The 26,267-nt window shown below is 56.2% G+C and carries 22 protein-coding genes, 1 tRNA gene and 1 pseudogene; 7 read left to right on the top strand and 17 right to left on the bottom strand.

All coding sequences use genetic code 11. From position 1 onward, the window contains the following. The first annotated feature begins 11 nt into the window (after positions 1-11). Positions 12-1,031, top strand: a complete 1,020-nt coding sequence (locus SynROS8604_RS00480; RefSeq protein ID WP_186544723.1) for a glycosyltransferase family 2 protein — start codon at positions 12-14, stop codon at positions 1,029-1,031. After that, positions 1,028-2,536 (top strand): glycosyltransferase, encoded by a 1,509-nt coding sequence (locus SynROS8604_RS00475; RefSeq protein WP_186544722.1) that lies wholly within the window; start codon positions 1,028-1,030, stop codon positions 2,534-2,536. Before SynROS8604_RS00480 ends, SynROS8604_RS00475 begins: the two co-directional genes overlap by 4 nt. A gap of 11 nt (positions 2,537-2,547) precedes the next feature. Here the strand turns inward: SynROS8604_RS00475 and SynROS8604_RS00470 are convergent, their stop codons facing one another. The 11 genes from SynROS8604_RS00470 to rfbA all read right to left on the bottom strand — a co-directional run bounded on the left by SynROS8604_RS00470 (position 2,548) and on the right by rfbA (position 15,418). Beyond that, the gene (locus SynROS8604_RS00470) at positions 2,548-3,651 is read right to left on the bottom strand and encodes a glycosyltransferase (protein ID WP_255445112.1); all 1,104 of its coding nucleotides are present in this window, start codon (positions 3,649-3,651) and stop codon (positions 2,548-2,550) included. 13 nt (positions 3,652-3,664) lie between these two features. Continuing rightward, positions 3,665-4,492, bottom strand: a complete 828-nt coding sequence (locus SynROS8604_RS00465; RefSeq protein WP_186544721.1) for an ABC transporter permease — start codon at positions 4,490-4,492, stop codon at positions 3,665-3,667. After that, complete coding sequence (locus SynROS8604_RS00460) at positions 4,489-5,280, bottom strand: ABC transporter ATP-binding protein (RefSeq protein ID WP_186544720.1); 792 nt, start codon at positions 5,278-5,280, stop codon at positions 4,489-4,491. The genes SynROS8604_RS00465 and SynROS8604_RS00460 overlap by 4 nt, the downstream gene beginning before the upstream one ends. 10 nt (positions 5,281-5,290) lie before the next feature. Next, positions 5,291-6,454 (bottom strand): glycosyltransferase family 4 protein, encoded by a 1,164-nt coding sequence (locus tag SynROS8604_RS00455; RefSeq protein ID WP_255445111.1) that lies wholly within the window; start codon positions 6,452-6,454, stop codon positions 5,291-5,293. Then, positions 6,429-8,960, bottom strand: coding sequence for a glycosyltransferase (locus SynROS8604_RS00450; RefSeq protein WP_186544719.1), 2,532 nt, complete (start codon positions 8,958-8,960; stop codon positions 6,429-6,431). The genes SynROS8604_RS00455 and SynROS8604_RS00450 overlap by 26 nt, the downstream gene beginning before the upstream one ends. A gap of 247 nt (positions 8,961-9,207) precedes the next feature. Next, entirely contained in the window at positions 9,208-10,404 is a 1,197-nt protein-coding gene (locus SynROS8604_RS00445) for a hypothetical protein (protein WP_186544718.1), read from the bottom strand. A 108-nt stretch (positions 10,405-10,512) separates the two neighbouring features. Further along, on the bottom strand, positions 10,513-11,583 hold the full coding sequence (gene rfbB, locus SynROS8604_RS00440) for a dTDP-glucose 4,6-dehydratase (protein WP_186544717.1): 1,071 nt from the start codon (positions 11,581-11,583) through the stop codon (positions 10,513-10,515). 2 nt (positions 11,584-11,585) lie between these two features. Next, positions 11,586-12,941: a sugar transferase gene (locus SynROS8604_RS00435; protein WP_186544716.1), complete on the bottom strand. Its 1,356-nt coding sequence runs from the start codon at positions 12,939-12,941 to the stop codon at positions 11,586-11,588. Beyond that, a complete protein-coding gene (gene rfbD / locus SynROS8604_RS00430; protein WP_186544715.1) occupies positions 12,928-13,848 on the bottom strand; it encodes a dTDP-4-dehydrorhamnose reductase in 921 nt (306 codons plus the stop codon). The genes SynROS8604_RS00435 and rfbD overlap by 14 nt, the downstream gene beginning before the upstream one ends. Positions 13,849-13,869: 21 nt before the next feature. After that, the gene (gene rfbC / locus SynROS8604_RS00425; protein ID WP_186544714.1) at positions 13,870-14,487 is read right to left on the bottom strand and encodes a dTDP-4-dehydrorhamnose 3,5-epimerase; all 618 of its coding nucleotides are present in this window, start codon (positions 14,485-14,487) and stop codon (positions 13,870-13,872) included. Further along, positions 14,477-15,418 (bottom strand): glucose-1-phosphate thymidylyltransferase RfbA, encoded by a 942-nt coding sequence (gene rfbA / locus SynROS8604_RS00420; RefSeq protein WP_186544713.1) that lies wholly within the window; start codon positions 15,416-15,418, stop codon positions 14,477-14,479. Before rfbA ends, rfbC begins: the two co-directional genes overlap by 11 nt. A gap of 85 nt (positions 15,419-15,503) precedes the next feature. Here rfbA and SynROS8604_RS00415 point away from each other — a divergent pair, with 85 nt between their 5' ends. Then, positions 15,504-15,959 carry a GNAT family N-acetyltransferase gene (locus SynROS8604_RS00415; RefSeq protein ID WP_186544712.1) on the top strand — a complete coding sequence of 152 codons (456 nt, stop codon included), beginning with the start codon at positions 15,504-15,506 and terminating at the stop codon, positions 15,957-15,959. Between the two features lie 136 nt (positions 15,960-16,095). Here the strand turns inward: SynROS8604_RS00415 and SynROS8604_RS00410 are convergent, their stop codons facing one another. The 4 genes from SynROS8604_RS00410 to psbZ all read right to left on the bottom strand — a co-directional run bounded on the left by SynROS8604_RS00410 (position 16,096) and on the right by psbZ (position 17,672). Next, a complete protein-coding gene (locus SynROS8604_RS00410; RefSeq protein ID WP_186544711.1) occupies positions 16,096-16,644 on the bottom strand; it encodes a VOC family protein in 549 nt (182 codons plus the stop codon). Positions 16,645-16,802: 158 nt separating this feature from the next. Beyond that, positions 16,803-16,874, bottom strand: a tRNA-Gly gene (locus SynROS8604_RS00405). Between the two features lie 64 nt (positions 16,875-16,938). Beyond that, a complete protein-coding gene (ribH, locus tag SynROS8604_RS00400; protein ID WP_186544710.1) occupies positions 16,939-17,421 on the bottom strand; it encodes a 6,7-dimethyl-8-ribityllumazine synthase in 483 nt (160 codons plus the stop codon). Between the two features lie 62 nt (positions 17,422-17,483). Continuing rightward, positions 17,484-17,672, bottom strand: a complete 189-nt coding sequence (gene psbZ / locus SynROS8604_RS00395; protein WP_006855033.1) for a photosystem II reaction center protein PsbZ — start codon at positions 17,670-17,672, stop codon at positions 17,484-17,486. 165 nt (positions 17,673-17,837) lie between these two features. On the opposite strand from psbZ, the pseudogene mutS reads away from it, so the two are divergent. After that, positions 17,838-20,640: pseudogene (gene mutS, locus SynROS8604_RS00390) on the top strand (DNA mismatch repair protein MutS). Here mutS and SynROS8604_RS00385 read toward each other — a convergent pair. Then, positions 20,625-21,224, bottom strand: a complete 600-nt coding sequence (locus tag SynROS8604_RS00385) for a precorrin-8X methylmutase (RefSeq protein WP_255445314.1) — start codon at positions 21,222-21,224, stop codon at positions 20,625-20,627. The pseudogene mutS and the gene SynROS8604_RS00385 sit on opposite strands and share 16 nt — an antisense overlap. On the opposite strand from SynROS8604_RS00385, the gene SynROS8604_RS15550 reads away from it, so the two are divergent. The 3 genes from SynROS8604_RS15550 to SynROS8604_RS00375 are packed head-to-tail and all read left to right on the top strand — an operon-like array spanning position 21,147 to position 24,154. Then, positions 21,147-21,347 (top strand): hypothetical protein, encoded by a 201-nt coding sequence (locus SynROS8604_RS15550; protein WP_255445110.1) that lies wholly within the window; start codon positions 21,147-21,149, stop codon positions 21,345-21,347. The genes SynROS8604_RS00385 and SynROS8604_RS15550 overlap by 78 nt on opposite strands. Continuing rightward, a complete protein-coding gene (gene holA / locus SynROS8604_RS00380; protein ID WP_186544709.1) occupies positions 21,322-22,302 on the top strand; it encodes a DNA polymerase III subunit delta in 981 nt (326 codons plus the stop codon). Before SynROS8604_RS15550 ends, holA begins: the two co-directional genes overlap by 26 nt. Before the next feature lie 49 nt (positions 22,303-22,351). Further along, a complete protein-coding gene (locus SynROS8604_RS00375; RefSeq protein WP_186544708.1) occupies positions 22,352-24,154 on the top strand; it encodes an aspartate kinase in 1,803 nt (600 codons plus the stop codon). Here SynROS8604_RS00375 and uvrB read toward each other — a convergent pair whose 3' ends face one another. Further along, positions 24,155-26,194, bottom strand: a complete 2,040-nt coding sequence (uvrB, locus tag SynROS8604_RS00370; protein WP_186544707.1) for an excinuclease ABC subunit UvrB — start codon at positions 26,192-26,194, stop codon at positions 24,155-24,157. Between the last annotated feature and the right edge of the window lie 73 nt (positions 26,195-26,267).

Here is a 26,267-nt window from a genome sequence, read left to right as displayed (position 1 = left end):
ATGAAGCACATATGAAGGCCTCAATCCTGGTGATATCGCGGACACCGAAGCTTCTCACGCGTTTCTGTGACGGCCTTAATCAAGCGAGTTCACTGCCTGCAATGGAGCTTGAAATTCTTTGCTCTTGGAACGGATCAACAACAGACGAAGCCTTAATTCAAAATAACAGTCGCTACGACTTGCACATTGCGCAACGGGTTCCTTACCACTTTGCTGGAAACATGAATGAGCTAGCAGCAAAGGCAGCAGGAGATATCCTCATTTTAGCGAATGATGATCTAATTCTTGATCCAGGTTGTCTGGACGCGGGCATGAATCTCCTAGAAAGCAAACCGGACATCGGACTCGTTGGAGCAGTCCTTCGCGACCAGCACGGTTTAATTACACATTGCGGTCTCAATTTTGACTCCCGTTACAATGCCTATCATTTGCTCGATCAACTGATCGGCACCGAACAAAGCGAATGCTTAACTTCAAGAGCTGTACCCGCTGTCACTGGAGCCTTGCATTGGATCAGCAAACAAGATTTTCAATACAAAACTTTCAATATTAACTACAAAGTATGTGGTGAAGATATCGAGCTCTGCTTTGATCTTCAGCAACATCAAAAGAAGGAAGTGTGGCTATGTACTGAAGCCACAGCAGTTCATGAATCAGAGTCAACGCGCAGTCTGGATCCAAAACAGGCCAGCAACAGTGAAGATCAACTTCGCCTTCGTCTTCGGATCAAAGAATTTGTCGCTCAAGCCAATAAGAAACAACTTAAAACCATAATCAGTCAGCAAGAGCTTGAATCCAGGCTACTACGTCACATCCTTAGAGGCAACGATCAACTATCTCAACTGCAACACCTTTACGATCAACTCAAATCCTATTTCAAGAATGATGAAGAGAATGCTCATACGCCCGAGCTTTTAGGCTCTGCGATAATCTCACTTTTTGTGGAGCAGAAAACGATTTTGCTAGATCTCCGAGAAGAACGTTTAAAGCTTAAGCAAAATCTTGAAATTTCCAGGAGCCGCAACTCATGAAAACCATTCCACTTAAAGGGATGCGCATCGTCGTGTCAGGGTTTGAACTAGAGCAGGCTGAACATCGCGGTATTGCTGTCTTCAGCAAAGGACTATTACGCACTCTCAAGAAATTAGGTACTGAAGTGTGGCTGCTCACAGAGCATTCACCATCCGTCGAAGAGATCAAGAAAGAGAATCTGCCCGCAGCAGTCAGCGAAATCATCTTCTGTTCAAGAGTGATGGAACTATTAAATGACGGAGAAGTCAAAGTGAGATCCAGTGGGTTGAAAAGATTTTTTGCAAAGAGTCCACTATTAAAGCCATTTAAAGCAGTCATCAATATCAGAAATATCAAAAGCCGAGTCTTCCCCAAACAATCATATAAGACGCAAGATTTGCGTTTCATCACCAAGGCACAGTTGAACAATAGCCCATACAAACGAAGCGAACGTCTTGCTTACTTAGAGGATGTTGACGGAGTGATTTGCGCGGGTGGCTGCTTCGTTGCAAGCATGGCTTTAGCTAAACGCAATTCAGCAAGAATTGTGTCTATTGATCTAAACGGTTTTCATGGATTGATCAATACAAGTCCTTTGAATATCAGACCCCGCCATTGTGATGTCTTCATACAAACAATTCATGATCTGATACCACTGCAATACGAACGCACACTTGATCATCTCCCTTGTTTCACCCGACGACTTCTCGCCACAAGCGAAGCAAAGCGGTGGTTTGTTTCTCAAGATGCAAAAGACAGTTTCGATAAAATCCTGCTCAATCCTCAAAAACGTGAATCAAATAGAAACTCCAAAGTTATCACTCAGTCTCCATCTCTTCACTTTCCAGGTGACGCTCTAGATTGGGAAGGACGCATAAGAACGTTAAACGTTCCCTCGCTCAACAACAAAAGCAGTCAAACACTTCAACCCTTTTCCTACCTCCTTTTTAATTCTGCGGTTGTCCCGCATAAGAATTTATTATTTGCAATAAAAGCCTTTTCCGAATCAGGCTTGGACCAATTGGGATATCACTTCTGCATTACAGGGAAACCAAAGAATGATGCTTATAGCTCTGAAGTTAAGGCCCTCTCAATGAGCAATAAGTCTATTGTTTTCACTGGCTATGTCAGTGAGGCCATGAAACGTCAGCTTTATCTCAATGCACTTGCATTGATCAGCCCCTCCTTAATTGAAGGCTTTGGCATTCCAGTGTTAGATGCCGCTTGTCTTGGAATGAATACTATTGCTAGTCCTTTGGGATCACACCAAGAAATCCACGGCATGCATGATTTCGAGAATTATGTACTGCTCTGTTCCACAATCCATACCAGTGATTGGGCCAGTGCAATGCGTCTATGTACTGACAAGCATCAGCAAAACATATCGAAAGAGACGGAGCAGTCTCTTCCGTTTAAACTAAACGAATTAAGGCATACACGCATCTCTCGCTACCGTCATTTTCAAAATCAGATCGATAATGCTCTCAGCCATGACGTGTATCAGACATTGTCGTCAGCACACTAAACCACTCACCTTCACGATCCTGAAATTACACTCAGTTCAAACTGAATAGCTTCTTGCTGCTTTTTGAGATTCATCGACTGGGCAAGTTCAAAACCAAGGGCTGATAGTTGCCTCCATGTTTCATCACCACTGCACAAGTTCCTCAGATGCGCGGACAACACTCTCCCGTCATCATTAATAGGGAAAAAGAGCGAACTCTCGCGATGAAATTCATCATGAACAGGGATGTCACTTAACAACGTTGGGATTCCCTCTGCCTTAGCTTCTAAAACTGGGTAATCAAATCCTTCTTCTGTACTAGCTGACACCAAAGCCAAACTCCTACGAAGCTGCCCCACCAACTCAGTATTCGTTAATGACGGAATGAACTGCACTTGATGGGGTCTTGCAAGTTGACGCACAAGCTGTTCAAGTTGATGCGTCTGGCGACTAAAACGCCCCACAATCCTCAAGATTCCTTTCCACTCCGGCAAGTGCTTTTGAACTCCCTTGATTGCCCTCAACAAAGCCGGAAGATTTTTGTTGGCATCATGTCGGGCCAGCACCAAAAGATCCTCACTCATTGGCGCTGCAACCGGCTGCCGAATCACTTCAATCCCATTAGGCACCACCACCACATCACTGGCAGGCGCACCGAACTCCACCAATTGATCAGCAACAGTGCCGCTAATCGCAATCAATCGCGACGCACAACGCACATGATGAGGCATCCAATAGCGATAGCGCAGCCAAGCTTTGCGGCTATTGGATTGCCTTAAAGGAGTGAGATCATGGCAGGTAATTAATTGCGGCACCTTCGGCCAACACAGCAATGCATCAAAGAAGGGGGAATACACGCCTGACAAATCCTCAGGCGTCAGCTGATGACGCCGTAGCAGTCCGGAAAGGTCCACACCATGCTGACCCAGGCTGTAACGCTGCAACACACGCATGCGCCTCGATGGTGCCCACGCAACCATGTCAGGGCTCCAGAGCTCTGGCGGCACTAAGGCTCCTCTGCCCTCAACATCCAGTTGCAAACACAAGCCTGGCAGGCCTGGCACAACACGTTTCACATAACTGCCAAAACCTGAGTGGCCTGGCTGCCAAGGGAGCAGGTTGATCAGCGTGGTCACTCGAACCACCTCACTAGATCAAGAAGGGAAGATTGGGACGCTCATGATTTAAGCGCCGTACGGCATACCAAACACCGATCGTATTAATGAAGAGCAAGGCAAGTCCGACTCCCCACTGCAATTCACCCGTCATCAATGTATGACGGATTGGACTCAAGACCCGATAAAACGGGTTGAAATTAGCAATCCAAACACTAGGACCAAGATTTTCTTTGCGATAGAGAATCGGAGACAGCAAAAACACCAACTGCATAGCGATTGGCACCAATTGATAGAGATCACGAAAACGAGCACCCACCAAGCAAGTCAGCAGCGGAAACCAAAACAAAAACAAAAACAAGTTACAAATTGGCAGCCAGCCACTCAAGATCAAATGCAGAAAAAGAGTGTGCTGGAAATAACTCAAGGCAATCACTACCATCAGAAATGACTGCACGAAGGTTTGCATCTGAAAAGCCCATTCCTCTAACGGATAGAAAATGGGGTTCATATTGGTGTTATGCACATGAGACTGATTATGTTCAAACAAATTAGGAGCATCAATCACAGCCGCACTGATGCTGTTCCAGATCACAAGTCCTAGCCCCAAAAGCACCACATACTGACTGAAATCTTCCACCTTAAAAACATATCGATAGACCGATGCCAACACGGCAATCGAAAACAAATTTGAAAGCCCTAACCAAAAGCTACCGAGCAAGGTACGCACGAATCGGGCTTGGGTCCGAGCCGTCGCGGTAAACCACCAAACGCGCCGCAGACTCCAAGCCTCACGCAGGGTGCGTTTCACACTGGCTGGTCTAGCCCCAGACGAGAATGGCGGTGAAGAGGACGACATCATGGGCGGTGATAAAACTTGAGCGCCTGATCAAGGGGGCCATCGAAAGCAATCGAACCTTCCTGGAACACCAAACCTCGTGAGCAAAAGCGCTTTAGCAATTCATCAGAATGGGAGGCCAGCAGCAAGGTTCCGGTCGTCGCCAGAAACTCATGCAGTCGCTGCTGTGCGCGCTCATAAAAGCTGCTATCTCCAGCGCCAAAACCCTCATCCATTGCCAAACAATCGTGACTGCAGGCTGTTAATAAGGCAAACAACAAGCGGGCCGCCATGCCTTGGCTATAGGTCTTCACCGGCAAGCGCACAAAATCTCCCAAACCGGAAAATTCCACCACGTCATCACAAAAAGCAGGAAACCCCCGCAGATTGCCATTCACCATAAGGTAGTGAGCTTTCACAGCCTGCAAACCACTGAGCTCAGGACTGGTGATAAAGCTTTTATGAATCATGGGGAACACACGAACCTTCGACTCAAACAGGCCGGAGCTGTGCTGATAGATCCCGGAAATCATCCGCAAAAATGTTGACTTACCGGCCCCGTTATGACCGATCAGAGCAATACGCTCTCCTTCTCGAATCGAGCAGGAGACATCCTGTAGCGCTGTCACCACAGCTCCACCACGACGGCGACTCAACTTTCCGCCCGTTACCGAGCGGATTAAGGCCGACTTCAGACTTCTGGTTTCATTGGTGAACACAGGAATCTCCAAGCGCACATTTTCCATGTGCAACACCACGGGCCTCTGTTCTGGCGCCATGGATGACGGGGGTGGAGAAGCAGACTGGGACATCGGCAGCAGATTACCGTCCAGAACCCTTGCTCTCAGCACCTCGGGGCAAGAGCTCGCTCAACCGTTGCATCCAAATCCGACGCGCAAACATTTGCTGGTATCGCTGCCGGGATTGATCACCGAGCTGGGTGAGGAGCAGCCGGTCTTCACCCAGACGGTTCAGCACAGCTGGTAGTGCCTCCGGGGTTTGGTCCCACACCAGGGCCGGCAATTGAGCAACCCAGCCCATCCCTGAGCGATAGCGCTGAAAAGCCAGCGCTGGAATTCCGGCCGCCATCGCTTCAAGCTGCACAATTCCGAACGCCTCGTTGCAGCGATCTGATGGCAGCACCAACAGATCCGCGCCAGCGAGTTGCTCCACTTTGCAAACTTCATCCACACGGCCATAAAAGTGCACAGGCGCCTGATCACCAAACAATCTCAAGCTCAAGTCCTCAAAGACCTGCCGCCTTGGACCATCACCCAACACGGCCAACTGCCAAGGAACCTGCAAGCTGCAGAGGGACTGCAACAACCAATCCAGACGCTTGTAGCTGTCCAAACGGCCTATAAAAATGAGTTTCAAAGACTCAAGATCTTGACTTCGTCGGCGAGGAATTGCCAAGGCCTTACTCTCCTGCTCCTCGCTCAGGCAGCAGGGCAACACCTTTACCTGAGTCGGCGGGCAGCCGCAACGCACCAACTCCTGAGCCAGCGATGGAGAGGTGGTAACCACTGCAGAAAAGCGCGGCAACAGCCTGAGTACCAACCACTGATACAGCACAAACAAGCGGCCCTGCAGCCCTGGCGCAGGCTCAAGAAAGCAATGCCAATGCACACTCACCCAACGGCAGGGATGCAGCAATCGCGCCAGCAATAAAACCAGCAAAACGCCTGGAGACGGCAGGTGGCCATGCAAGGGACGCCTAGACCAGAGCATGGACCAAAGCCCTCGAGAGGGCAAAGGAATCACCATGCGTCCCATGGCAAGACTGCAAGGCAACACCCTGCGCCGATATCTCACAGGAAGGGCATCCCGCTCATCCTTGGAGCGACCTTGTACGTCAAAGCTGTACACCGTTCCAGCCCAAACGGAAGCCAATTCATGGGCAACACGCTCTACACCGCCGTAGCCAGGCGGCCATTCGCGCAACAGCTGATCTGCGGTATCAATCACTGGCCAACGGCAACGCAAGCCAGGGATGACGACCCTGAAGGGTGCAGGACAGAGGCCGCTGCAGCCGTCTTGTGGAGTGCGCTGTCATCGAACTGGCATGACTGCGATACGCCGCGAGGATGTGCGGACATTGCACCCCATGGAAACGAGCCTCCACAAGCTTGCACCAGAAATCGAAATCTTCCCAACCACCCTCGATATGGGTGTATCCCCCCACCCGTTGCCAGGCCGCATGCCGGATCAAGGCCATCGCATCGATGTAATTGCCGTTGCGCAACTTCGCCTCCTGCCAAGAGCCGAATCCCACCAAACTGCGCTCCTCATCTGGTCTGCCAGCCTCCACCTCCACCGCTAAGAGCGGGTGCACCACCGCGACGTCGGCATCGACCTGCTCCGCCAGATCCATACAAGTGGAGACAGCAGCGGGGAACAGCAAATTATCGGCATCAAGCACAAAGCACCAAGCCGAATGGGCGGCATTGAAAGCCGTATTACGGGCCGCCGCCAGACCGCTATTGCATCGATGCCGCAGCAACAGACAGCGGCGAAAACGCTCCTGATGGTTCTGCATCCAAGCTCGCACCAACTCCGCCCCCCCATCACTGGAAGCGTCATCCACAACAACTAATTCCAATTCTGCTTCCGTCTGAGCAGCAACGCTGTTGAGTGCCTCCTCAATCCGGCCTGCGTAGTTGTACAAACTCACCACAACGGCGGCCCGTACTGGGGGATCGCTCTCCGAAGGTGAAATGTTGCTTTCAAACAAAACGCTGGAGTCTTGAGCGGATCGCTCATCCACCACCACCAACGCCCTCTCCCCCTGATGCACCATGCGCAGATCAGCAGGAGTGAAGGGTGGCTGCAAGACCATCGGGGCGTATAGGGCCCCATGGAGCAGGGAACACTCCTCCGACAGGGCATCAGAGGACCAAATCAACCGGGCTGCGGACTGCGCCGCTGCCTGCAACCAACCGGCCCGAGCCAAGCCCTGACCAACTGTGCTCACCACTAGCTCCGGTAAACCGGGCTGGTACTGAATGGGCTGCTGCGCTGACGTGTTGTCCAACGGAGCAGACGCTGAAGGCTTGCTGGCCTCCATAGCGAGGGCTTGATCAAACACGGGACCCGCTGGCCCCAAAACCAACAGGCTATTGGTGGCAACAGGCGCGAGGCCGAAACAAGCGGCCCACTGGGCTGAACTCGCCGCATTGGGTTGCGACAACCAGCCATTCAGCGCAGTTTGCGGATCCAACCACCAGGCCTTCAGGCCTAAGGCCCGCATCAGCAACACCCTGCTGGGATCTGGATCCCAAATGGCCTCCTGAGCACTCAGAAGATTGAGCCAATGCCAAACCCGGTCAGGCTCAGGTAATTCCAGATTGATCGCCAAGTGCTCAAGGCCACCGGGGCTGGTCTCAACTGCAGCGGACAAATGGAGCTGGTGATCACTCGACGCCTCAGCTGCTAATCCACGCTGAGCGAGCTCGGGGATCGGCAGGTGCTGCAATAGCAGATGAGGCTTGAGTTCAAGCCAAGACATCCCGCAACAACTAATCCTTGGCTCCACCCCAAGCAGGACCTCATCGCAGAATTTAGGGGCGGGATGATGACGCCAAGTCTGAAGCCACTGCTGCCAACTCTCAGGCTGCTCCCTTAGCAGATCAGCAGCTGGTAGACCAGAATGCATTCCACTCAGCCGCCGCGGAAGCCTCTGACGAGCAAACGCACGCCTAGGGGTTGACAAACCATCCTTCTTTTGAAGCGCAAGCAAATCACGATGCAACCTGAGCATTGCAGGGTTGAGCCAAGCATGCGAAGGCGATCCACTTCGACGCAAGTCGGAGCGAATCGAAGCCAACGCCTGTTGTTGCTGATCCAACGATGGCTTCAACTCAGGCAAGGCCTCAAGCAGGAATGAAAGCTGCTGATCAGGGGCAGAAAACCAGCGGCCGTAGTCGACCACTGTGACCTGCAAATGCTCCCGAGAAGCAGCTTGCAAAACTTCCGTGTTGTGAAGCCACCAGAGCTGCTGGGCCCGGTTGTGATCCATCCCGGTAATCGGACCATCACGATGGACTAATGACGTCACCACCTCGGCTGGATCGCGGCAAGCCAAGATCAAGCGCATCGGTAGGCCCAAGTCTTTTGCCAGATCAAACCAAAGTGGCAACAGCCGGCTGCAGCGGGGATCCTTAAGGCCCCATGGTCCCCTACGTACCGCTTGCTCGGCTACGAGTAAGCCTCGAATCTGCGCACGCGCTGCCTTAGTCGCCGGATGCACCAACCAATCGGCAGGGAGCGGTAAGCAACCTTGAGCGGAGGGCCACCATCGTTCAAGATCGATCAATAGGCGCTCCTGAATCGCAACGATCTGATCCCACTCGAAATAGCCGGCTGGATTGTGCTGATCAGCAGCAATCACCTCACCAGGAAGAGCCAAACCCAAGTGCTGCAGCACACCACCCAGCAAGGACGTTCCGCTGCGGTGCATCCCCATGACAAGCACCAAAGGGGAAGTCGCCATATCCCTCAGAAAGCCCACGTGATTGAAATCTTAAACTCAAACGTCCTGAAAGCTACGCGTGAATTAGCGAAGCTCAATGCATTGATTCAGCACAAGTTGCACATAAAATTTTTCCACTAGACTAGAGCCAAGCAACATCAATCTTGCCCAATTCAAATCAAAATCAATCGCCCCATATCGAAACTTCACTGACCAAACATTCAGCCCCGACTGCTACAAAGATCGAGCAGTGTTCATCGTCGATTTTTTAGAGGAAAGCTATTTGCTCAACACTCTCAACTCCCACCAGAAGCATGAGCTGATCTCCTGAAACGTCCGTAAACAACAAGCTATTACCAACGTTGCTCCAGCTTCCATCCGCTGTAACTTGAACCAAATCCTCACCAGAAACATAGTCTTGAACGACAGCGAAGCCCTCACCTTTCGTTGTTCTGAAAACATCTCTTCCCCTGTCGCCCCAGACATCTCCTTGGCTGACAGCTAACACATCGTCATCCTTGCCGCCCCTGTAAATCACGCCAGCGACTGAGCCTGTAACGTAATCAGCGCCTGAATTTCCATTAACCGACGTACCAGCATCAGCAGCAAAAACTTCAATCAAGTCGTCATTTTTACCACCAAGATATTGGCCTTGTCCACCACGCAAAACGATCGCGTCCTCTCCAACATTTGCGTTAGCGTAATTACCAGCTCCACCTATCACCTCCAGAGTGTCATCACCTCCCATCATCAAAAGATTAATATCGAATTGACCCATCAATGACTCGTCAGAGTCGGTAAGTTGAACAAACTGATTCACAAATTGATCTTCCTTACCCCAAAGCTCAATCAAACCACTGCGATCAGACAAACTGAAAAAGTCAGGCCATGAGTCACCGATCGGCTCTCGATAAGCCATCACCGTCTGTTCTGGATAGGCACTGGTCCAAGCGCTTGAATCACCCTTAAAAAGATCTCCATCTCGATCATCAAAGGGATGCTCAAGACCTAAAGGATGTCCAAGCTCATGCAAGTTGACGTAGGAGCGCAAATCCTGATCATCAACCAACCTTTGGTAATTAACAAAAACTTCCCAGCCAAAATCCCCTTTTGCAGACAGCGCTACATTTTGAGAATTACCGGGAAACTTAAACTCTTGATCATAATAGTAGGAGATATCAGCCTCAGAAGGGTCGTCAACAAACACAAAGTCGATACCGATCATTGAGTCGAGTTGGCTGACAACGGAACGAATGTAATTCTGGTCCTGCTCAGGAATCGCAATCGTATTCAGGGATTTCTCTCCATATTTCCCGCCATTCACATCCACAACTCCAGACAAAGCGTGGAGATAGATGGCAACAACACCATCATTCGCCCACAACTGCCTTGAAAACTGGGAGTTAACAGGGTCAATCAGCACCTCAGACTGCAAAAGCTCACCACTCAAACTAAAAACATCCACTAGTTATTCAAATTTTATCAAGAACCAGAATTCTTGCCCAAAGCCTCATCCCCCTCTGGAAAAACCAACAGCCCTATTCATTAGTCATAGCCCCTTAATGAGCACTCTTTAACGGATGCCCATCCTCTCTCCCCCGTAGCCGCCCCGCTCGCGAACCTCGTGGCACCAGGTCAGATGGTCGATATACCAACGCACCGTTGCCTCTAAACCCTCAGCAAACCCATGGCGCGGCTGCCAGCCCAGCTCACGGCTGATACGGGTGGGATCGATCGCATAGCGGCGATCATGGCCCGGGCGATCCGCCACCGGGGTGATCAGGCGGGCATGGGGTGCCCCTGCGGGGCGCAACTGATCGAGAAGCGCGCAAATGGCCTCCACCACTTGCTTATTCGTGCGCTCGCCATGGCCGCCAACGCAATAGCTCTCACCAGGCACGCCCTTAGTCGCCGCCAGCAACAGGGCATCAACGTGGTCCTCCACAAACAACCAATCGCGCACGTTGGCGCCATCCCCATAAAGAGGAATTGACTCTCCCGCAAGCGCCTTGAGGATCACAACAGGAATCAGCTTTTCAGGAAATTGCCAAGGGCCAAAGTTGTTGCTGCAGTTGGTCAGCACCACCGGCAAGCCATAGGTGTGATGCCAGGCCATCACAAGATGGTCGCTAGCAGCCTTGGTCGCCGAATAAGGACTGCGCGGGTCGTAGGGGGTGGTTTCTGAAAACCGACCGGTGGCTCCAAGAGAGCCAAACACCTCATCGGTGCTGATGTGATGAAACCGGAAGCCCTGTTGCCGCTCCTGAGGGAGAGCGCTCCAATGGGCCCGCGCCGCCTCTAGCAACGAGAACGTGCCGGTTACGTTACTAGACAGGAACGCATCCGGGCCGTCAATCGATCGATCGACATGGCTCTCGGCCGCCAGATGCATCACCAGATCTGGATCGGCCTCCCGCAGCGCAGCAGCTGTCGCCTCACCATCGGCCAGATCCACACGCATGAAGCGATAGCGATCGCTGGCCTCCGAACCCAAGCCCTGAAGGGTGGCCTCGATCCCACTGCAATCGCTGGCGTACCCGACTTTGTCGAGGTTGAACACCAGGGCCTGGCTCTGGGACAGCAACCGGCGCACCACCGCCCCGCCAATAAAACCAGCACCACCGGTGACCAAAACCCGTTGCATCCTCAACGTCCTCCCGCCTTCAAAACTGTTTTGATCGTTCGGAACAGAATCATCAAATCCAGCCAAGTGCTGAAGTGGCGCAGGTAGTAAAGGTCATAAGAAAGCTTGAGATCGGAGTCTTCGATGCTGCTGGCATAGGGAGCGCACACCTGGGCCCAGCCGCTTAACCCTGGCCGCATCCAATGCCTTTTGCGGTAGTGGGGAATGTGTTGTTCCAGCTCCTGCTCCAGCTCTGGGCGCTCGGGCCTGGGGCCGATCAAGCTCATTTCACCGTTGAGCACATTGAGCAGCTGAGGCAGTTCATCCAAGCGCACCCGGCGCAACCACCCACCCACGCGGGTGATGCGCTGATCACCAAGCTGGGTCCAAGTGGCAGGGGAGCCAGGCGACTGCACCGACATCGTGCGCAGCTTCAGCACCGTGAAGGGGCGGCCCAACCAACCGCTGCGCTTCTGCACATAAAAAATCGGCCCGCGGTCGTCCCACAAGATCAGCAACGCCGCCACCAGCATCAGGGGAGAGGTGAGCAGCAGCAACACAGCCGCCACCAAAAAATCGGCCGCGCGTTTGAGCTGGGCCTGAATGCTGAAGGTGACAGCCCAAGGAAGATCGTCGTAGCTCAAGCCCTGATCCGAAAGCAGCGCAGGCGGTAGGCGTTCCTGCATGGCTTCAAACAAACGCTCCGGTGAGACCACCCGGATCCAGCGCGGATCAGCCGTCTCCAGCCGTTGAAACACGGAGCGCAAAGCCGGATCACGGTGAATCTCGGGCGAGAGGGTTAACACCATGGCCTCGTCCACACGGCTTAGTTCAGCCTCCAATTGTTCGGGCTGGATCGGACGCAACCGTTCTCTCTGCGGCACCCGCCGCCAGGCCTGCAGCACCCGATCCCGCTCCGCGTCTGCCGCCAACAACAGCAGCCGCGGCTGTTCGGGCAAGAGCATCCCGCGACGCAAACCGAGGCGCACCAGCAGCGACCAGCCACTGAGCGAGACGAGCCAAACCAGCTGCACCCGGCGGTACACCAACCACACCTCTTCGCCGGGATTGATCAACCAGCGCGCGATCGCCACAGCCGCCAACGTGGCTCCAGCGGTTATGAGCAGGCGCTGGATCAACACAAGCATCGGCAAGCGACGCCAACGCAGAACGGTGTAACTGCCAAACAACCAACCCAACAGCGGATACACCAGGACGCAAAACAGGATCCAGGGGTACTGACCCGCCAGCTGTGTGCCGCCAATCGACCAATCCAAGGCCTGCGGAATCCAGACAATCAAGGCGAGGATCAGCAGCTGGCCAAGCCAATCGAGCAGCAAGGCCCACAGCAACGTGGCGCGCGGATCAGGCCCCAACATCAGCGATCACCTCTTGCAATGCAGCACGCCAATGTTGCGCGGGTAAGCCGAGTTGCTCCCTGCTGCTGCTGCAGTCCAACAGGGAATAGGCCGGTCGACGGGCAGGCGTGGGGTAGTCCTTGCTGCTGAGGGGACGGACCGGGGCGGGCTGGTCCAGCAATCCCTGGGCCTGGGCCAGCTCACCAATCGCCACCGCGAAGTCGTACCAGCTTGCGGCACCCGCATCGCTCCAATGCAGCACACCACTTAAACGACGCACAATCAAAGCACCACAGGCACCTGCCAAACCCAAGGTGGAGGTGGGGCATCCCACCTGATCCGCCACCACCGCCAACGACTCCCCCTGACTCGCCTTCTCGCGATGTAAGCGCAGCATCGTGAGCAGGAAATTTTTGCCAACAGCGCCGTACACCCAGCTGGTGCGCAGGATCGCGCCATGTCCATCAGAGCCAAAACCAAGCAGCTCTCCAACGGCCTGCTCACCCGCGGCCTTGGATGCTCCGTACACCCCCAGTGGCGCCAGGGCCTGCTCAGGTTGATAGGGATGGCCCTGATCGCCGCTGAACACAAAATCAGTGCTCACCTGCAACAGTCGACCACCTGTTGATAACAGCGCCTCAGCGAAGGCGCGCGGGGCCTCCCCATTCACGCGATGCGCCAGCTGAGAGTCGGTTTCAGCGCGATCGACAGCCGTGTAGGCCCCGGCATTCAGCACCCAGTCGGGTCTGTGCTCAACCACGGCCGCCCGACAGGCGTCTCTATCGGCAAGATCGAGGGCGATCATCCCGTTTCCCCCCTGGCGACTGGTGGCGATCAGCTCCAATGGCTCGCCCTTGATCGCCTTCGGCAGCGACAGCCGCAGCGCCTGACCCAGCTGGCCGTTGGAGCCCGTCAACAACACTTTCATTCAGACCTCCTCATCGCAAGCTCACGCAAACACCTCGCCCGCGGCTGCCAGCTCTGCCAAACCAGGCGCTGCCGCATCCTTATCGGCCAGTAAGGGCTTGCTCACACCAATTCGGTCCAGCGGCCAGGCCACATTGAGGCTGGGATCCGCCCAACACAAGCTGCGTTCGCACTGCCGGTTCCAAAACCCACTGGCCTTGTATTGCACCTCAGCCCTGTCGCTCAGGGTGAGAAACCCATGGGCAAACCCCACCGGCACCCAGAGTTGCTGTTGATTCGCAGCGCTCAGCTCTGCAGCAACCCACTGGCCATAGGTCGGAGAGTGGAGGCGCAGATCAACCGCCACATCGAAAATGGCCCCAAGGCTGCAACGCACGAGCTTGCCCTGGGGCTCGGGCGGCAGCTGGTAATGCAAACCGCGCAAGACCCCTTTGCACGAACTGGAGTGATTGTCCTGACGGAAACGGATGGCAGCCGCTTCTTCAACAGGAGTGCCTCCCTCAATCAGCGCATCGCGAAACCGCCGCTCGTTCCAGCTCTCAAAAAAGAAGCCCCTCTCATCACCAAACACTTGAGGCGTGAGCAGCAACGGCCCCTCCAGATCCTTGCCATGAAGGCCCTTGAGGCGATCAACCCGCATGAGTCTCCTGGCCAACCCTTTGGTCCAAATTGCGCTGCAATAAGACGTGGTCGCCCGTGCCCTCATCAAGCATCTGCAGCAAGTAGGAGCCGTAGCCACTTTTCATCAGGGGCTGAGCTAGGCGCTCGAGCTGGACCGCATCAATCCAGCCCTGCCGCCAGGCCACCTCCTCCGGGCATCCCACTTTCAAGCCCTGACGCTGCTCCAAGGTGCGGATGTAGGCGCCTGCTTCCTGCAAGGAGTCAAACGTTCCCGTGTCCAGCCACGCCATCCCGCGACCCATCAACTCCACATTGAGAGCTCCATCCTCCAGGTACATCTGATTCAGGCTGGTGATCTCTAGCTCCCCGCGCGCTGAAGGCTGGACCAAACGGGCCCGATCCACCACGGAAGCGTCATAGAAATAAAGCCCGGTGACGGCATAGCGACTCCGCGGTCGTTTCGGCTTTTCTTCAATCCTCAAGGCACAACCGTTGGCATCAAACTCCACCACGCCATAGCGCTCAGGATCACGGACGGGGTAGGCAAACACGGTGCCGCCACTGTCCTGGGCTGCTGCAGACCGCAGCTGGGGAATCAATTCATGGCCATGGAAGAGGTTGTCGCCCAGCACAAGGGCAGCAGGGGCTCCAGCTAAAAACTCAGCACCGATCAAAAAGGCCTGAGCCAGGCCATCCGGAGTGGCCTGAATGGCGTAGCGAATGGTCATCCCCCAGGCGGAACCATCCCCCAACAGCCGTTCAAACGCAGCTTGATCATGGGGTGTGGTGATGATCAGCACCTCACGGATTCCGCTCAGCATCAGGGTGCTCAGCGGGTAATGAATCATCGGTTTGTCATAAACGGGAAGCAACTGTTTGCTCACCGCCGACGTCAGAGGGGCCAGTCTTGTGCCACTGCCCCCCGCAAGAATGATTCCCTTGCGCGGCATGAGTCAGGCCTCTACCACTGGCGTTATTTCAACACGGCCCTTCAGCGAACCCAAAGGCTGATGATGAAGAGCAATCTGCACTGCTATGGCCCGGATCCAGTTGGTGGAACATGCTCCCGGCGCCCCAGGCCTGCGCTGGTTTGGACTGGGCCCTGATCTCAAGCCAAGCCGCGGCCTGCTCAAGCTGCGTCGCTTGCTGCACAAACATGCGTTTTGGGCACAACAGCGCAACACAGCAGATCTCAAACGGATGCTGGCAGGCAGCACCGTTGTCGTCAGCCTTTGGCGGGGCAAGCGGATGGTGGGGTTCGGTCGCGCCACCAGCGATGGAATCCATCGCGCCGTGCTTTGGGATGTCGTCGTTGCTGGAGACCTTCAAGGCCGTGGACTCGGGCGACGCGTGGTGGAGGCCCTACTGAGCGCCAAAGCGATTCGCAACGCCGAGCGCGTTTATCTCATGACCACCAACAGTTCAGGGTTTTACCAACAGTTGGGGTTTGAACCCGCCAGCCCTCAGCAATTGCTGATCCGCAAGCAATAAACCAAACAATCAGCCAAGAGAACCAGAACGAAATCCTCTTCGAGGACAGAAAACTGCCTCTAGAGAAACACTCTTTAACAGCAACTTTTCCTTAACGATCAAACCAAATGCATGTCGAGTCAAAATGGAGATCGACTCAGCCGCGGCGATCCATCTGTTTTTGAAAGTCTTGACGCCACACATCCCAGGTCTTTGAACCTGATGTGTCTTTGGCCATCATCTCTGTTTGTTGAAAGATCAGCTCTTCCGACTGGCTCAGATCAAGGCCTGTTGTGGCATGGGGAGGGACGTACCAATCCGTACGCACGAACAACTCAATCGTGTTGCCTTCAGGGTCTGGGACATACAGCGACCAACTTCCGCCATGGTTCATGGCCTCCATTCCTGTTATGCCAAGTTCAGTGAGCGCCTGAAAGGCCTCGATGAGCTTGCGCAAGGTCTCAATTTCAAATGAGACCTGGTTGATCGTCGACACACTGGTTTCAGAACGACCTGGAGCCAGCACAATTTGGTGATGCTCCAACAAAGAGCGGGAGAGAAACAGCATTTCCTGATCACCATTCCCAAGGCGATCCGTGACGTAAAACCCGAGAACATCGCAATAAAAGCGCTCCATGACGGGCAGGCTTTTCACGTACAGCCCAAGATGAGAAAAGGAGGGCTGCAATGGCAAAGCTGAATTCACGAATGAAGCAACATCGTTGCGATCAACGTAGCCAGAGCCCTCTAGCCCCAGACATGCTGGGACACGCTTTTAAAAGGATTGGTTGGCCTCCATCGAAGGCTCACCCACCACTTGGACGAGCTCGGTAGTGAACCAACGAAAGTCCACCTAAAACGAAAAGCGGATGAAGAGATTCGAACTCTCGACCCTCTCCTTGGCAAGGAGATGCTCTACCACTGAGCTACATCCGCAAAGCCGTGTTGAACGCTGTGTTCACTACGACCTGGGCAGCATGCAACACAAAGGGGCCGTTGGTCAATGCCCCGGCAATGCCTTCATCAAGGAAGCCATCTCCAAAGCCTCCAATCCATAGCTCCAGCCGAGATTGCTCTTGATCCCCGCCCGCTCAAGGGCTTGCTGCATTGTGTCGGTGGTCAGCACCCCAAAGATCACAGGAACGCCAGTGTCACGCGCAACAGCGGCAATCCCCTTACTGGCTTCCGCGACAACCACATCAAAATGGGGGGTATCACCGCGAATCACGGCACCGAGAGTGATCACCACCTGGTAGCGCCCACTACGAGCCAAATTTTGGGACACCAGAGGCAGCTCAAACGACCCCGGCACCCAGGCCACATCCAGCTGACTGCTTTCAGCAGTGGTATCAACGCCGTGACGGGAGAGGCAATCCAAACACCCGCTGAGCAGCTTGGCCGTCACCAGATCGTTGAAACGCGCCACCACAACGGCGATACGAACCTGGCCTAAATCAGTGAAGCGTCCTTCAAACGTGGCCATAAAAAGCCTGGAGCAAGTGTGACCATGCTCCCATCAAGACGTAACCCAGTGAGACGTGGTCTTCAGACCACGAAGTAGCTCACGCCCCAGTTGAGCAACACCAGGGCCACCCAGGCGATCCCGCCCAGCAGGATCAAGCGATTGGATCGTCCGCTGTCCTCATTGGAGGCATACAGCACTGGAACCGCCACGATGAGGGCAAACGACATCACCACCAGGGCCAGCACGGTGAGGGTGTTGAGGATCTGCATGGAGAGAGGTCGACGCCAGGGCGGTGCGAAAGATTCTCACATGCACTAGGAACCCTGGCCCACCTTGGAATCAACCTTCACAGCTTGTGGTGATCCCGCAACGTCTTCCGCTGCTGTGAGTCTTACGATCCACTGATCGCTACGCCACCCGTGCCCCAACCGGACTTGGCCCTGCAGGGCAACCTTTTTGGGGATGCGGAACCAACCCGTTCGGCACCAAGCAAGGGCCAGACAAGAGAAGGGGAGCTCGATCAGCTCGATGATCACGAGCTAACGCAAGACGCCAAGCAGCGCCCCCGCCAACGTCAACTTCAGCGCCAAGGGCAACCACAAGATTCCGCCCCCTCCGCAAGCAGCCACAACGAACAAGACAACAGCGACGACGATCTGCCGCCGTGGTCGCACCACAGCCAGAGGGCAACCACAAGATTCCGCCCCCTCCGCAAGCAGCCACAACGAACAAGACAACAGCGACGACGATCTGCCGCCGTGGTCGCACCACAGCCAGGTCGCCGCGGAGCAACTCACTCCGATGCTCCGCCACTACGTGGAACTCAAAGCCGCCCATCCCGAGCGGGTGTTGTTGTATCGGCTCGGTGATTTCTTTGAATGTTTTTTCGAAGACGCCATTCGTTTATCGCGCCTGCTCGAGCTCACCCTCACGGGTAAAGAGGCCGGCAAACAAATTGGAAGGGTGCCAATGGCTGGCATTCCCCATCACGCCGCTGAGCGCTACTGCTCAGAGCTGATTCGCCGCGGCCTCAGCGTGGCGCTCTGCGACCAACTCGAGGCGGCCCCTGCCAGTGGCTCTGCCAAAGGAACCCTGCTACGCCGTGACATCACCAGGGTGCTGACACCAGGCACTGTTCTGGAAGAAGGCCTGCTCAGCGCGCGCCGCAACAACTGGCTTGCAGCAGTCGTTGTTGAACCCGCTCAAGGCCGGCAGCCCTTCCGCTGGGGGCTGGCCTGCGCCGATGTGAGCACGGGCGAATTCTTAGTCCGCGAACGAGACAACAGCGCTGCGCTGCATCAAGAACTTGCGCGGCTCGATCCAGCGGAACTGATCCACCACAGCGAAGACGGCGTTGCACCCAGCTGGTGTCCGGAGCGCCTTCAACGCTGCGACATCGGCAATACACCCTTCAGCCAACCAGAAGCAGAAGCGCTGCTCTTGGAACGGTTTCGATTGCAAACCCTCGACGGCCTAGGGCTGCAAAACGTTCCCCTGGCCATGCGCGCCGCCGGCGGACTTCTCGCCTATCTGGGGGAAACCTGTCCCCTAGACGAAGACGGCATCACACCACCGCCCCTCGAGCGACCGATCACCTGCTTTCCAGGGGACGCGCTGGTGCTGGATGCCCAAACCCGCCGCAATCTTGAACTCACCACCACCCAGCGGGACAACCAATTCCAGGGCTCACTGCTCTGGGCGATTGATCGCACCCTCACCGCCATGGGTGCGCGTTGTCTGCGCCGCTGGATTGAGGCCCCGCTGATGGACCCTTCGATCATTCGCACCCGCCAAGCAAGCGTGAGCCAAATGGTGAGCAGGCGACCATTGCGGCAAGCTTTGCGGCGCTTGCTGCGTCCCATGGGTGACCTGGAACGGCTGGCCGGTCGGGCCGGTGCAGGCCATGCCGGAGCCCGCGATCTCGTGGCAATCGCCGACGGCTTAGAGCGCCTCCCCCAACTCGCGAACCTGATCGCCAGTCAGCTCGACGGCGGCCCCGCTTGGCTTTCAGACGTGCTGGAACCGGATCCCGCCCTGGCGGCGCTCGGGACGAGCATCCGCCATCAATTGGTGGACATCCCACCGTTAAGCCTCAGCGAGGGAGGACTGATCCACGACGGGGTTGACCCCTTATTGGACGGCTTGCGCAATCAGCTCGATGACCAAGAGAGCTGGCTGGCAGAGCAGGAGCAACTCGAACGTCAGCACAGCAACAACAGCAACCTCAAACTTCAATATCACCGCACCTTTGGCTATTTCCTTTCGGTGAGCCGGGCCCGCTCAGGCGCCGTTCCAGACCACTGGATTCGCCGCCAAACCCTGGCGAATGAGGAACGCTTCATCACCCCCGACCTCAAGGCAAGGGAGGGACAGATTTTTCAGATGCGTGCCCGCGCCGCCCAACGCGAGTACGAATTGTTCTGCGACTTGCGAGGGCAAATCGGCGAACACGCAGAAGCGATCCGCCGGTCCGCGCGGGCGATCGCGGGCCTTGACGCGCTCACCAGCCTGGCGGAGGCCGCTGCCACAGGAGGTTGGTGCGCTCCTGAGATCACAGCGGATCGCAGCCTGGTGATCGAACAGGGCCGTCATCCGGTGGTCGAGCAACTGCTGGTGGAGGACACCTTCACCCCTAATGACAGCGACTTGGGGACAGGCATTGATTTAGTGGTGCTCACCGGGCCCAATGCCAGCGGCAAAAGCTGCTACCTACGCCAGATCGGGCTGATCCAGCTGCTGGCCCAGATCGGCAGTTGGGTCCCGGCGCAGGCGGCACGGATCGGCATCGCCGATCGCATCTTCACGCGTGTCGGCGCTGTCGATGACCTCGCTGCCGGACAGTCCACCTTCATGGTGGAGATGGCAGAAACCGCCAATATCCTGCATCACGCCAGCGAACATTCGCTGGTGTTGCTCGACGAAATCGGACGGGGTACCGCCACCTTTGATGGACTCTCGATCGCTTGGGCCGTGAGCGAGCATTTGGCCGGTGATCTCCAGGCCCGCACTGTGTTTGCCACTCATTATCACGAGCTGAATGCACTAGCAGACGAGCGCACCAACGTGGCCAACTGCCAGGTGCTGGTGGAAGAAACCGGCAGCGATCTGGTGTTCCTCCATCGCGTCGCGGCTGGTGGCGCCAGCCGCAGCTACGGAATCGAAGCCGCCCGCTTAGCCGGAGTACCAGCCTCTGTAGTCCAGCGAGCACGCCAGGTATTGGATCAACTGGCCACCTGACGCAGCAAAGCATTCACGGCGGCGGCCACCAGACCGGCGCCGCCACGGGTGCCGTCCAAGCGAATCTGATCCAGGGGGGTTTGCGCCAAGCGACGCTTGCTTTCCGGAACGCCCACAAACCCCACCGGCATGCCAATCACCAGGCTTGGAGCCGCTGCCCCCGCATCCAATTGATCCAGGAGTTGCTCCAAGGCCGTTGGAGCACTGCCAATCAGCACTAGCGGCAACGGCTGACTCGCAACCTCAGCGGCCTGGATCAGCTCTGGCCAGGCGCGCACCATCGCTGCTGCCGACCGGGTGGATCCTTGCGGCGACTGAGCCGGGGCCCAATCGAGCAGGCAGCGCACCTCATTGCCAGCGGTCCGCGCTGCCATCGGCCGCACCGCCGCTGCCGCCATCGCCGTGTCCGTGAGGATCAAAGCTCCCGCCTTAAGGGCCTGAAGTCCGGCATCACAAGCACCCGGGCTGAACTGCAGCAGGGCAGCCAAGGAGGGATCCCCGCTGCTGTGCACGAGCCTCTCCAGCACGTCTTGCGACAGGGGGTCCAGACCGGTCTCTCCCAGCAGGCCCCGAATGCGGCGAATGCTTTCGGTAAAGATCGGATGATCGCGGTTCAGAGGAATCCAGACGCAACTCCGGCATCATCGACGCAACGCCGCCCCCTGAACTTCAAGCTTCTCCATGCCAATCCATCTGCTCTGGGGTGACGACAGTGCTGCCCGCGACCGTGCCGTCGCAACCCTGATCGAGGAGGCCATTGATCCCAGCTGGAGCAGCATCAATCTCAGCCGCCTCGATGGCAGCGAAGCCGGCCAAGCCCAACAGGCCCTAGAGGAAGCACGCACACCTCCTTTTGGAGCGGGCATGCGAGTGGTGTTGCTGCAACGCTCACCCTTTTGCAATGCCTGCCCAAGCGAATTGGCCGATCGCTTTGAAGCGGCCCTCGAACTCATCCCAGATAGCACCCAGCTGGTGCTCACCAACCCAGCCAAACCCGACGGACGGTTACGCACCACGAAAGCGCTTCAGAAACGGGTGAAGCAGGGGCTCGCCAGCGAACAAAAGTTCCAGCTTCCGGCGATCTGGGACGGAGCCGGCCAGTGCCAGTTGGTGGAACGCACAGCGGCAGAACTCAACTTGAGCATGGAAGCGGATGCCGTGTCCGCCCTTGTTGATGCCATCGGCAATGACAGCGCACGCCTCACCATGGAGTTGCAAAAACTGGCGCTTCACGCCGAAAGCAACGGACACGAGCGCATCAGCACCGAAGCCGTGCAGACCTTGATTGAAGGCCAAGCTACGAACGCCCTAGCGGTGGGGGATGCCTTGCTGGAAGGCGATGCGGGCGGTGCCATCGGACTACTGGATGCCTTGATCGATGCAGGGGAACCCGCCCTACGCATCGTTGCCACCCTCACCGGACAAATCCGTGGCTGGCTTTGGGTGTTGCTGCTGGAACAACAGGGAGAGCGTGATGTGGCCGTGATTGCCAAAGCCGCCGGCATCGGCAATCCAAAGCGGATCTACGTGATGCGCAAGCAATTGCAAGGCCGCAGCTCGCAGCGCTGCCTGAGCTTGCTAGGCCGGTTACTGAACGTGGAAGCAGCCCTCAAACGCGGCGCACAACCTGGTGATGCTTTTCGCGATGGACTCCTTGGCTGAGCCCAACTCAGATGAGCTGAAATAATCAAATGTTGATTGGACGGCGTTGATGGCCCTGCTGGTGCAGAAGTTCGGCGGCACGTCCGTCGGCAGCGTGGAACGCCTGCAGGCCGTCGCCCGGCGCATCGCCGACTGCAAAAAAGACGGCAATGATCTGGTGATTGTGGTCTCGGCCATGGGCCACACCACCGACGAGCTCACCGCCAAGGCCAAAGCGATCAGCGCCACTCCGCCGCAGCGGGAGATGGACATGTTGCTCTCTACAGGCGAACAGGTCTCGATCGCCCTGCTCTCCATGGCCCTGCATGAACTGGGCGTGCCAGCGGTTTCGATGACCGGCGCCCAAGTGGGGATCGTGACCGAATCCGCCCATGGCCGGGCCCGCATCCTCGATGTGCGCACCGACCGGCTGCGCGCCCGGCTGGCAGAAGGGCAAGTGGTGGTGGTGGCTGGCTTCCAAGGCACCAGCCTCAGCCGTGGCGGAACAGCCGAAATCACCACCCTCGGGAGAGGAGGATCCGACACCTCAGCTGTTGCCTTAGCGGCAGCCCTGGGTGCCGATGCCTGCGAGATCTTCACCGATGTACCAGGGGTGCTCACCACCGATCCACGCAAGGTGGCCAATGCCCAACTGATGCCGCAAGTGAGCTGCGATGAAATGCTCGAACTCGCCAGTTTGGGGGCAGCGGTGCTCCACCCCCGTGCCGTGGAAATCGCCCGCAACTACGGCGTGAAGATGGTGGTGCGCTCCAGCTGGAGTGATGCACCAGGCACCACGCTCACCAGTCGCAATGCCAGACCGATCGGCCGCGAAGGGTTGGAACTCGGTCGTCCTGTGGACGGCGTCGAGCTCCTCGAAAATCAAGCCGTGCTGGCCCTTTCCCACGTCCCTGATCAGCCAGGAGTGGCTGCCCGCCTGTTCGAAAGCCTGTCTGCAGGCGGAGTGAACGTGGATCTGATCATTCAGGCCACCCATGAGGGCAGCAGCAACGACATCACCTTCACCGTGGCGGATGCCGATCTCGACCAGGCCCGCAGCATCTGCACCACGCTGGTGGACAGCCTCGGCGGCAACCTCAGCTCTAACGGAGGCATGAGCAAGCTGAGCATCAGGGGCGCGGGGATCATGGGCCGCCCTGGCATTGCCGCTGGCTTATTTGACACGCTCTCGAGGGAGGGCATCAACCTGCGTCTAATCGCCACCAGCGAGGTGAAGGTGAGCTGCGTGGTGGATGCCTCAATGGGAAGCAAAGCCTTGCAAGCTGCGCAACAGACCTTTGAGCTCAGCCCAGAACAGCAACACATCAACCCTCCTGTCAGCGGGGAAGGAGAACCCGAGGTTAGGGGCGTCGCCCTGGATCGCGATCAGGCGCAACTGAGCGTGCGCCACGTGCCGGACCGACCAGGAATGGCAGGGTCCCTCTGTTCAGCGCTCGCGGATGCCGGCATCAGCCTTGATGCGATCGTCCAATCCGAACGGCAGCACAGCGATGGCAGCCGTGACATCAGCTTCATTGTGAAACGGGAAGACCGGGCAGCCTCTGATCAAGCGCTCGCACCGCTCCTGGCCCAATGGCCCGGTGCCGTTCTCGAAGATGGTCCTGCGATTGCCCGCGTCAGCGCGATTGGTGCTGGGATGCCTGCCACCGCAGGAACGGCAGGACGCATGTTCCGCTTCCTTGCCGAAGCAGGCGTGAACATTGAATTGATCGCCACCAGCGAAATCCGTACCAGTTGCGTGGTGGCCGAAGCCGATGGCATCAAAGCCCTCGAAGCCGTGCATGCCGGATTCCAACTGGGCGGATCTGAATGCCATCAAGCGCAGGGCACAGAGTCTCCGCTTGAAGCCTGATCATCTGCCGCTCCCCACCAACTTCTGGCGCAGCTTCTTGATCCGATCCCTCAGGTTGGCCGCTTCCTCGAAGTCGAGCTTCTTGGCTGACTCCTTCATCTTCAGCTCGAGTTGATCAATCAGCTCAGGCAGGGCATCGAGAGCCAAGCCATCGCTGTCTTCCTCTAAGGCTTGAACCGCCTTTCCAGCCACCTTGACCAAGTCCGCATCCGGGCCATCAGCTTTGAGCTTCCGTGACAACTCAAGAAAACTGAGAATGGAATTGCTGGCTTTCTTGCCTGCAGCGGTGGGGGTAATCCCGTGCTTTTCGTTGTAGGTGTGCTGAATGCTGCGGCGACGCTCGGTTTCTTCAATCGCCTTGGCCATGGAGTCGGTCATGGTCTCGGCGTAAAGCAAGGCTTTGCCTTCCACATGCCGGGCTGCACGGCCGATCGTCTGAATCAAGGAGCGCTGAGCTCGCAGGAAACCTTCCTTATCCGCATCAAGGATCGCCACCAGCGACACTTCGGGGAGATCCAATCCTTCCCGGAGCAAGTTCACGCCAACGAGCACGTCGTATTCACCGAGGCGTAGATCCTGAATGATCTCGATCCGTTCAATCGAGTGAATTTCGGAGTGCAAATAGCGCACGCGAACTTTATTTTCAGCCAAGTAATCCGTCAGGTCTTCCGCCATCCGCTTGGTGAGCGTGGTCACCAGCACCCGCTGCTTCTTGGACGCACGCTCACGAATCTCACCGAGCAAGTCATCCACTTGTCCGGTGGTAGGCCGCACCTCCACAAGCGGGTCCAGCACACCCGTGGGACGGATCACCTGTTCGGCGACTTGGCCCTCACTGACCTCCATCTCCCAGTTTCCCGGGGTGGCACTCACGAACACGGTCTGCTTGGCCTTGCCCCAAAACTCCTCCGATTTCAGGGGCCGATTGTCCGCCGCACTCGGCAAACGGAAGCCATGGTCGATCAGCACCTTTTTGCGGGCCTGGTCGCCGTTGTACATGGCAAGAAGTTGGGAGCAGGTCACGTGGCTTTCATCCACGATCAACAACCAATCGTCTGGAAAGTAATCAATCAGACATTCGGGAGCGGATCCAGGCTCACGACCAGCCAAATGACGGGCGTAGTTCTCCACTCCATTGCAATACCCGATTTGTTGCAACATCTCCAGGTCATAGGTGGCGCGTTGTTCTAAGCGTTGAGCCTCGAGCAACTTTCCTTCTCCATTTAAAAACTCCAATCGGTCTTTGAGCTCACTACGAATCGCCTTCACAGCATCATTCAGACGCTCTTTTGGTGTCACAAAGTGTTTAGCCGGATAAATGCTAATGGCTTCCAAGCTTTGAAGAATTTCACCGGTGGTTGGGTCCACATAGCGAATCGCCTCCACCTCATCACCGAACAATTCAATCCGCACCAAGCGGTCGTCATAGGCCGGACCGATTTCAAGCACATCTCCTTTCACGCGAAAACGCCCACGGCCAGCTTCCGTATCGTTGCGGCTGTACTGGTTGTTCACCAAATCGCGCAACGATCCCCTCAGATCTAGGTTTTCTCCCACCTTGAACGGCACCGCCGCCTTGAGATATTCGCTTGGAATTCCTAGCCCATAAATACAACTAATCGAAGCCACCACAATCACGTCGCGACGTTCAAACAGAGACCGCGTCGCAGAGTGACGCAGCATGTCGATTTCTTCGTTAATCGATGCTGTTTTAGCAATATAAGTATCACTCACCGGAACATAAGCTTCCGGTTGGTAGTAGTCGTAATAGGAGATAAAATATTCCACAGCATTATGCGGAAAGAACTCCCGGAGCTCATTGCAAAGCTGGGCCGCCAACGTTTTGTTGTGGGCCAACACCAAGGCCGGACGTCCGGTTTGGGCGATCACGTTGGCCATCGTGAACGTCTTGCCCGTACCCGTCGCACCCAAAAGCGTTTGATAACGCTCTCCACCATTGACACCCTCCACCAATTTGGCGATCGCCGTGGGTTGATCTCCCTTGGGGGTGTAGGGCGCCGATAGCTCGTAGGCGGGCATGGTCCGGTGGCGAGAAGCCTGAAGGAAGGCTGATTAGGCTACGGCGATTGATCAGAGAACGGAGTATCCGCCG

Origin of the sequence: Synechococcus sp. ROS8604 (assembly GCF_014279655.1) — a bacterium.
In the GTDB taxonomy this organism is placed as follows: domain Bacteria; phylum Cyanobacteriota; class Cyanobacteriia; order PCC-6307; family Cyanobiaceae; genus Synechococcus_C.
This window is presented reverse-complemented; position numbering and strand designations above follow the sequence as displayed.

Excerpts from the sequence above, each read along its gene's own strand:
- SynROS8604_RS00480 (WP_186544723.1), top strand. The coding sequence starts at position 12 with ATGAAGGCCTCAATCCTGGTGATATCGCGGACACCGAAGCTTCTCACG.
- SynROS8604_RS00475 (WP_186544722.1), top strand. The coding sequence starts at position 1,028 with ATGAAAACCATTCCACTTAAAGGGATGCGCATCGTCGTGTCAGGGTTT.
- SynROS8604_RS00465 (WP_186544721.1), bottom strand. The coding sequence starts at position 4,492 with ATGATGTCGTCCTCTTCACCGCCATTCTCGTCTGGGGCTAGACCAGCC.
- SynROS8604_RS00460 (WP_186544720.1), bottom strand. The coding sequence starts at position 5,280 with ATGTCCCAGTCTGCTTCTCCACCCCCGTCATCCATGGCGCCAGAACAG.
- SynROS8604_RS00450 (WP_186544719.1), bottom strand. The coding sequence starts at position 8,960 with ATGGCGACTTCCCCTTTGGTGCTTGTCATGGGGATGCACCGCAGCGGA.
- rfbB (WP_186544717.1), bottom strand. The coding sequence starts at position 11,583 with ATGCAACGGGTTTTGGTCACCGGTGGTGCTGGTTTTATTGGCGGGGCG.
- SynROS8604_RS00435 (WP_186544716.1), bottom strand. The coding sequence starts at position 12,941 with ATGTTGGGGCCTGATCCGCGCGCCACGTTGCTGTGGGCCTTGCTGCTC.
- rfbD (WP_186544715.1), bottom strand. The coding sequence starts at position 13,848 with ATGAAAGTGTTGTTGACGGGCTCCAACGGCCAGCTGGGTCAGGCGCTG.
- rfbC (WP_186544714.1), bottom strand. The coding sequence starts at position 14,487 with ATGCGGGTTGATCGCCTCAAGGGCCTTCATGGCAAGGATCTGGAGGGG.
- rfbA (WP_186544713.1), bottom strand. The coding sequence starts at position 15,418 with ATGCCGCGCAAGGGAATCATTCTTGCGGGGGGCAGTGGCACAAGACTG.
- SynROS8604_RS00415 (WP_186544712.1), top strand. The coding sequence starts at position 15,504 with ATGGCCCGGATCCAGTTGGTGGAACATGCTCCCGGCGCCCCAGGCCTG.
- ribH (WP_186544710.1), bottom strand. The coding sequence starts at position 17,421 with ATGGCCACGTTTGAAGGACGCTTCACTGATTTAGGCCAGGTTCGTATC.
- psbZ (WP_006855033.1), bottom strand. The coding sequence starts at position 17,672 with ATGCAGATCCTCAACACCCTCACCGTGCTGGCCCTGGTGGTGATGTCG.
- holA (WP_186544709.1), top strand. The coding sequence starts at position 21,322 with ATGCCAATCCATCTGCTCTGGGGTGACGACAGTGCTGCCCGCGACCGT.
- SynROS8604_RS00375 (WP_186544708.1), top strand. The coding sequence starts at position 22,352 with ATGGCCCTGCTGGTGCAGAAGTTCGGCGGCACGTCCGTCGGCAGCGTG.
- uvrB (WP_186544707.1), bottom strand. The coding sequence starts at position 26,194 with ATGCCCGCCTACGAGCTATCGGCGCCCTACACCCCCAAGGGAGATCAA.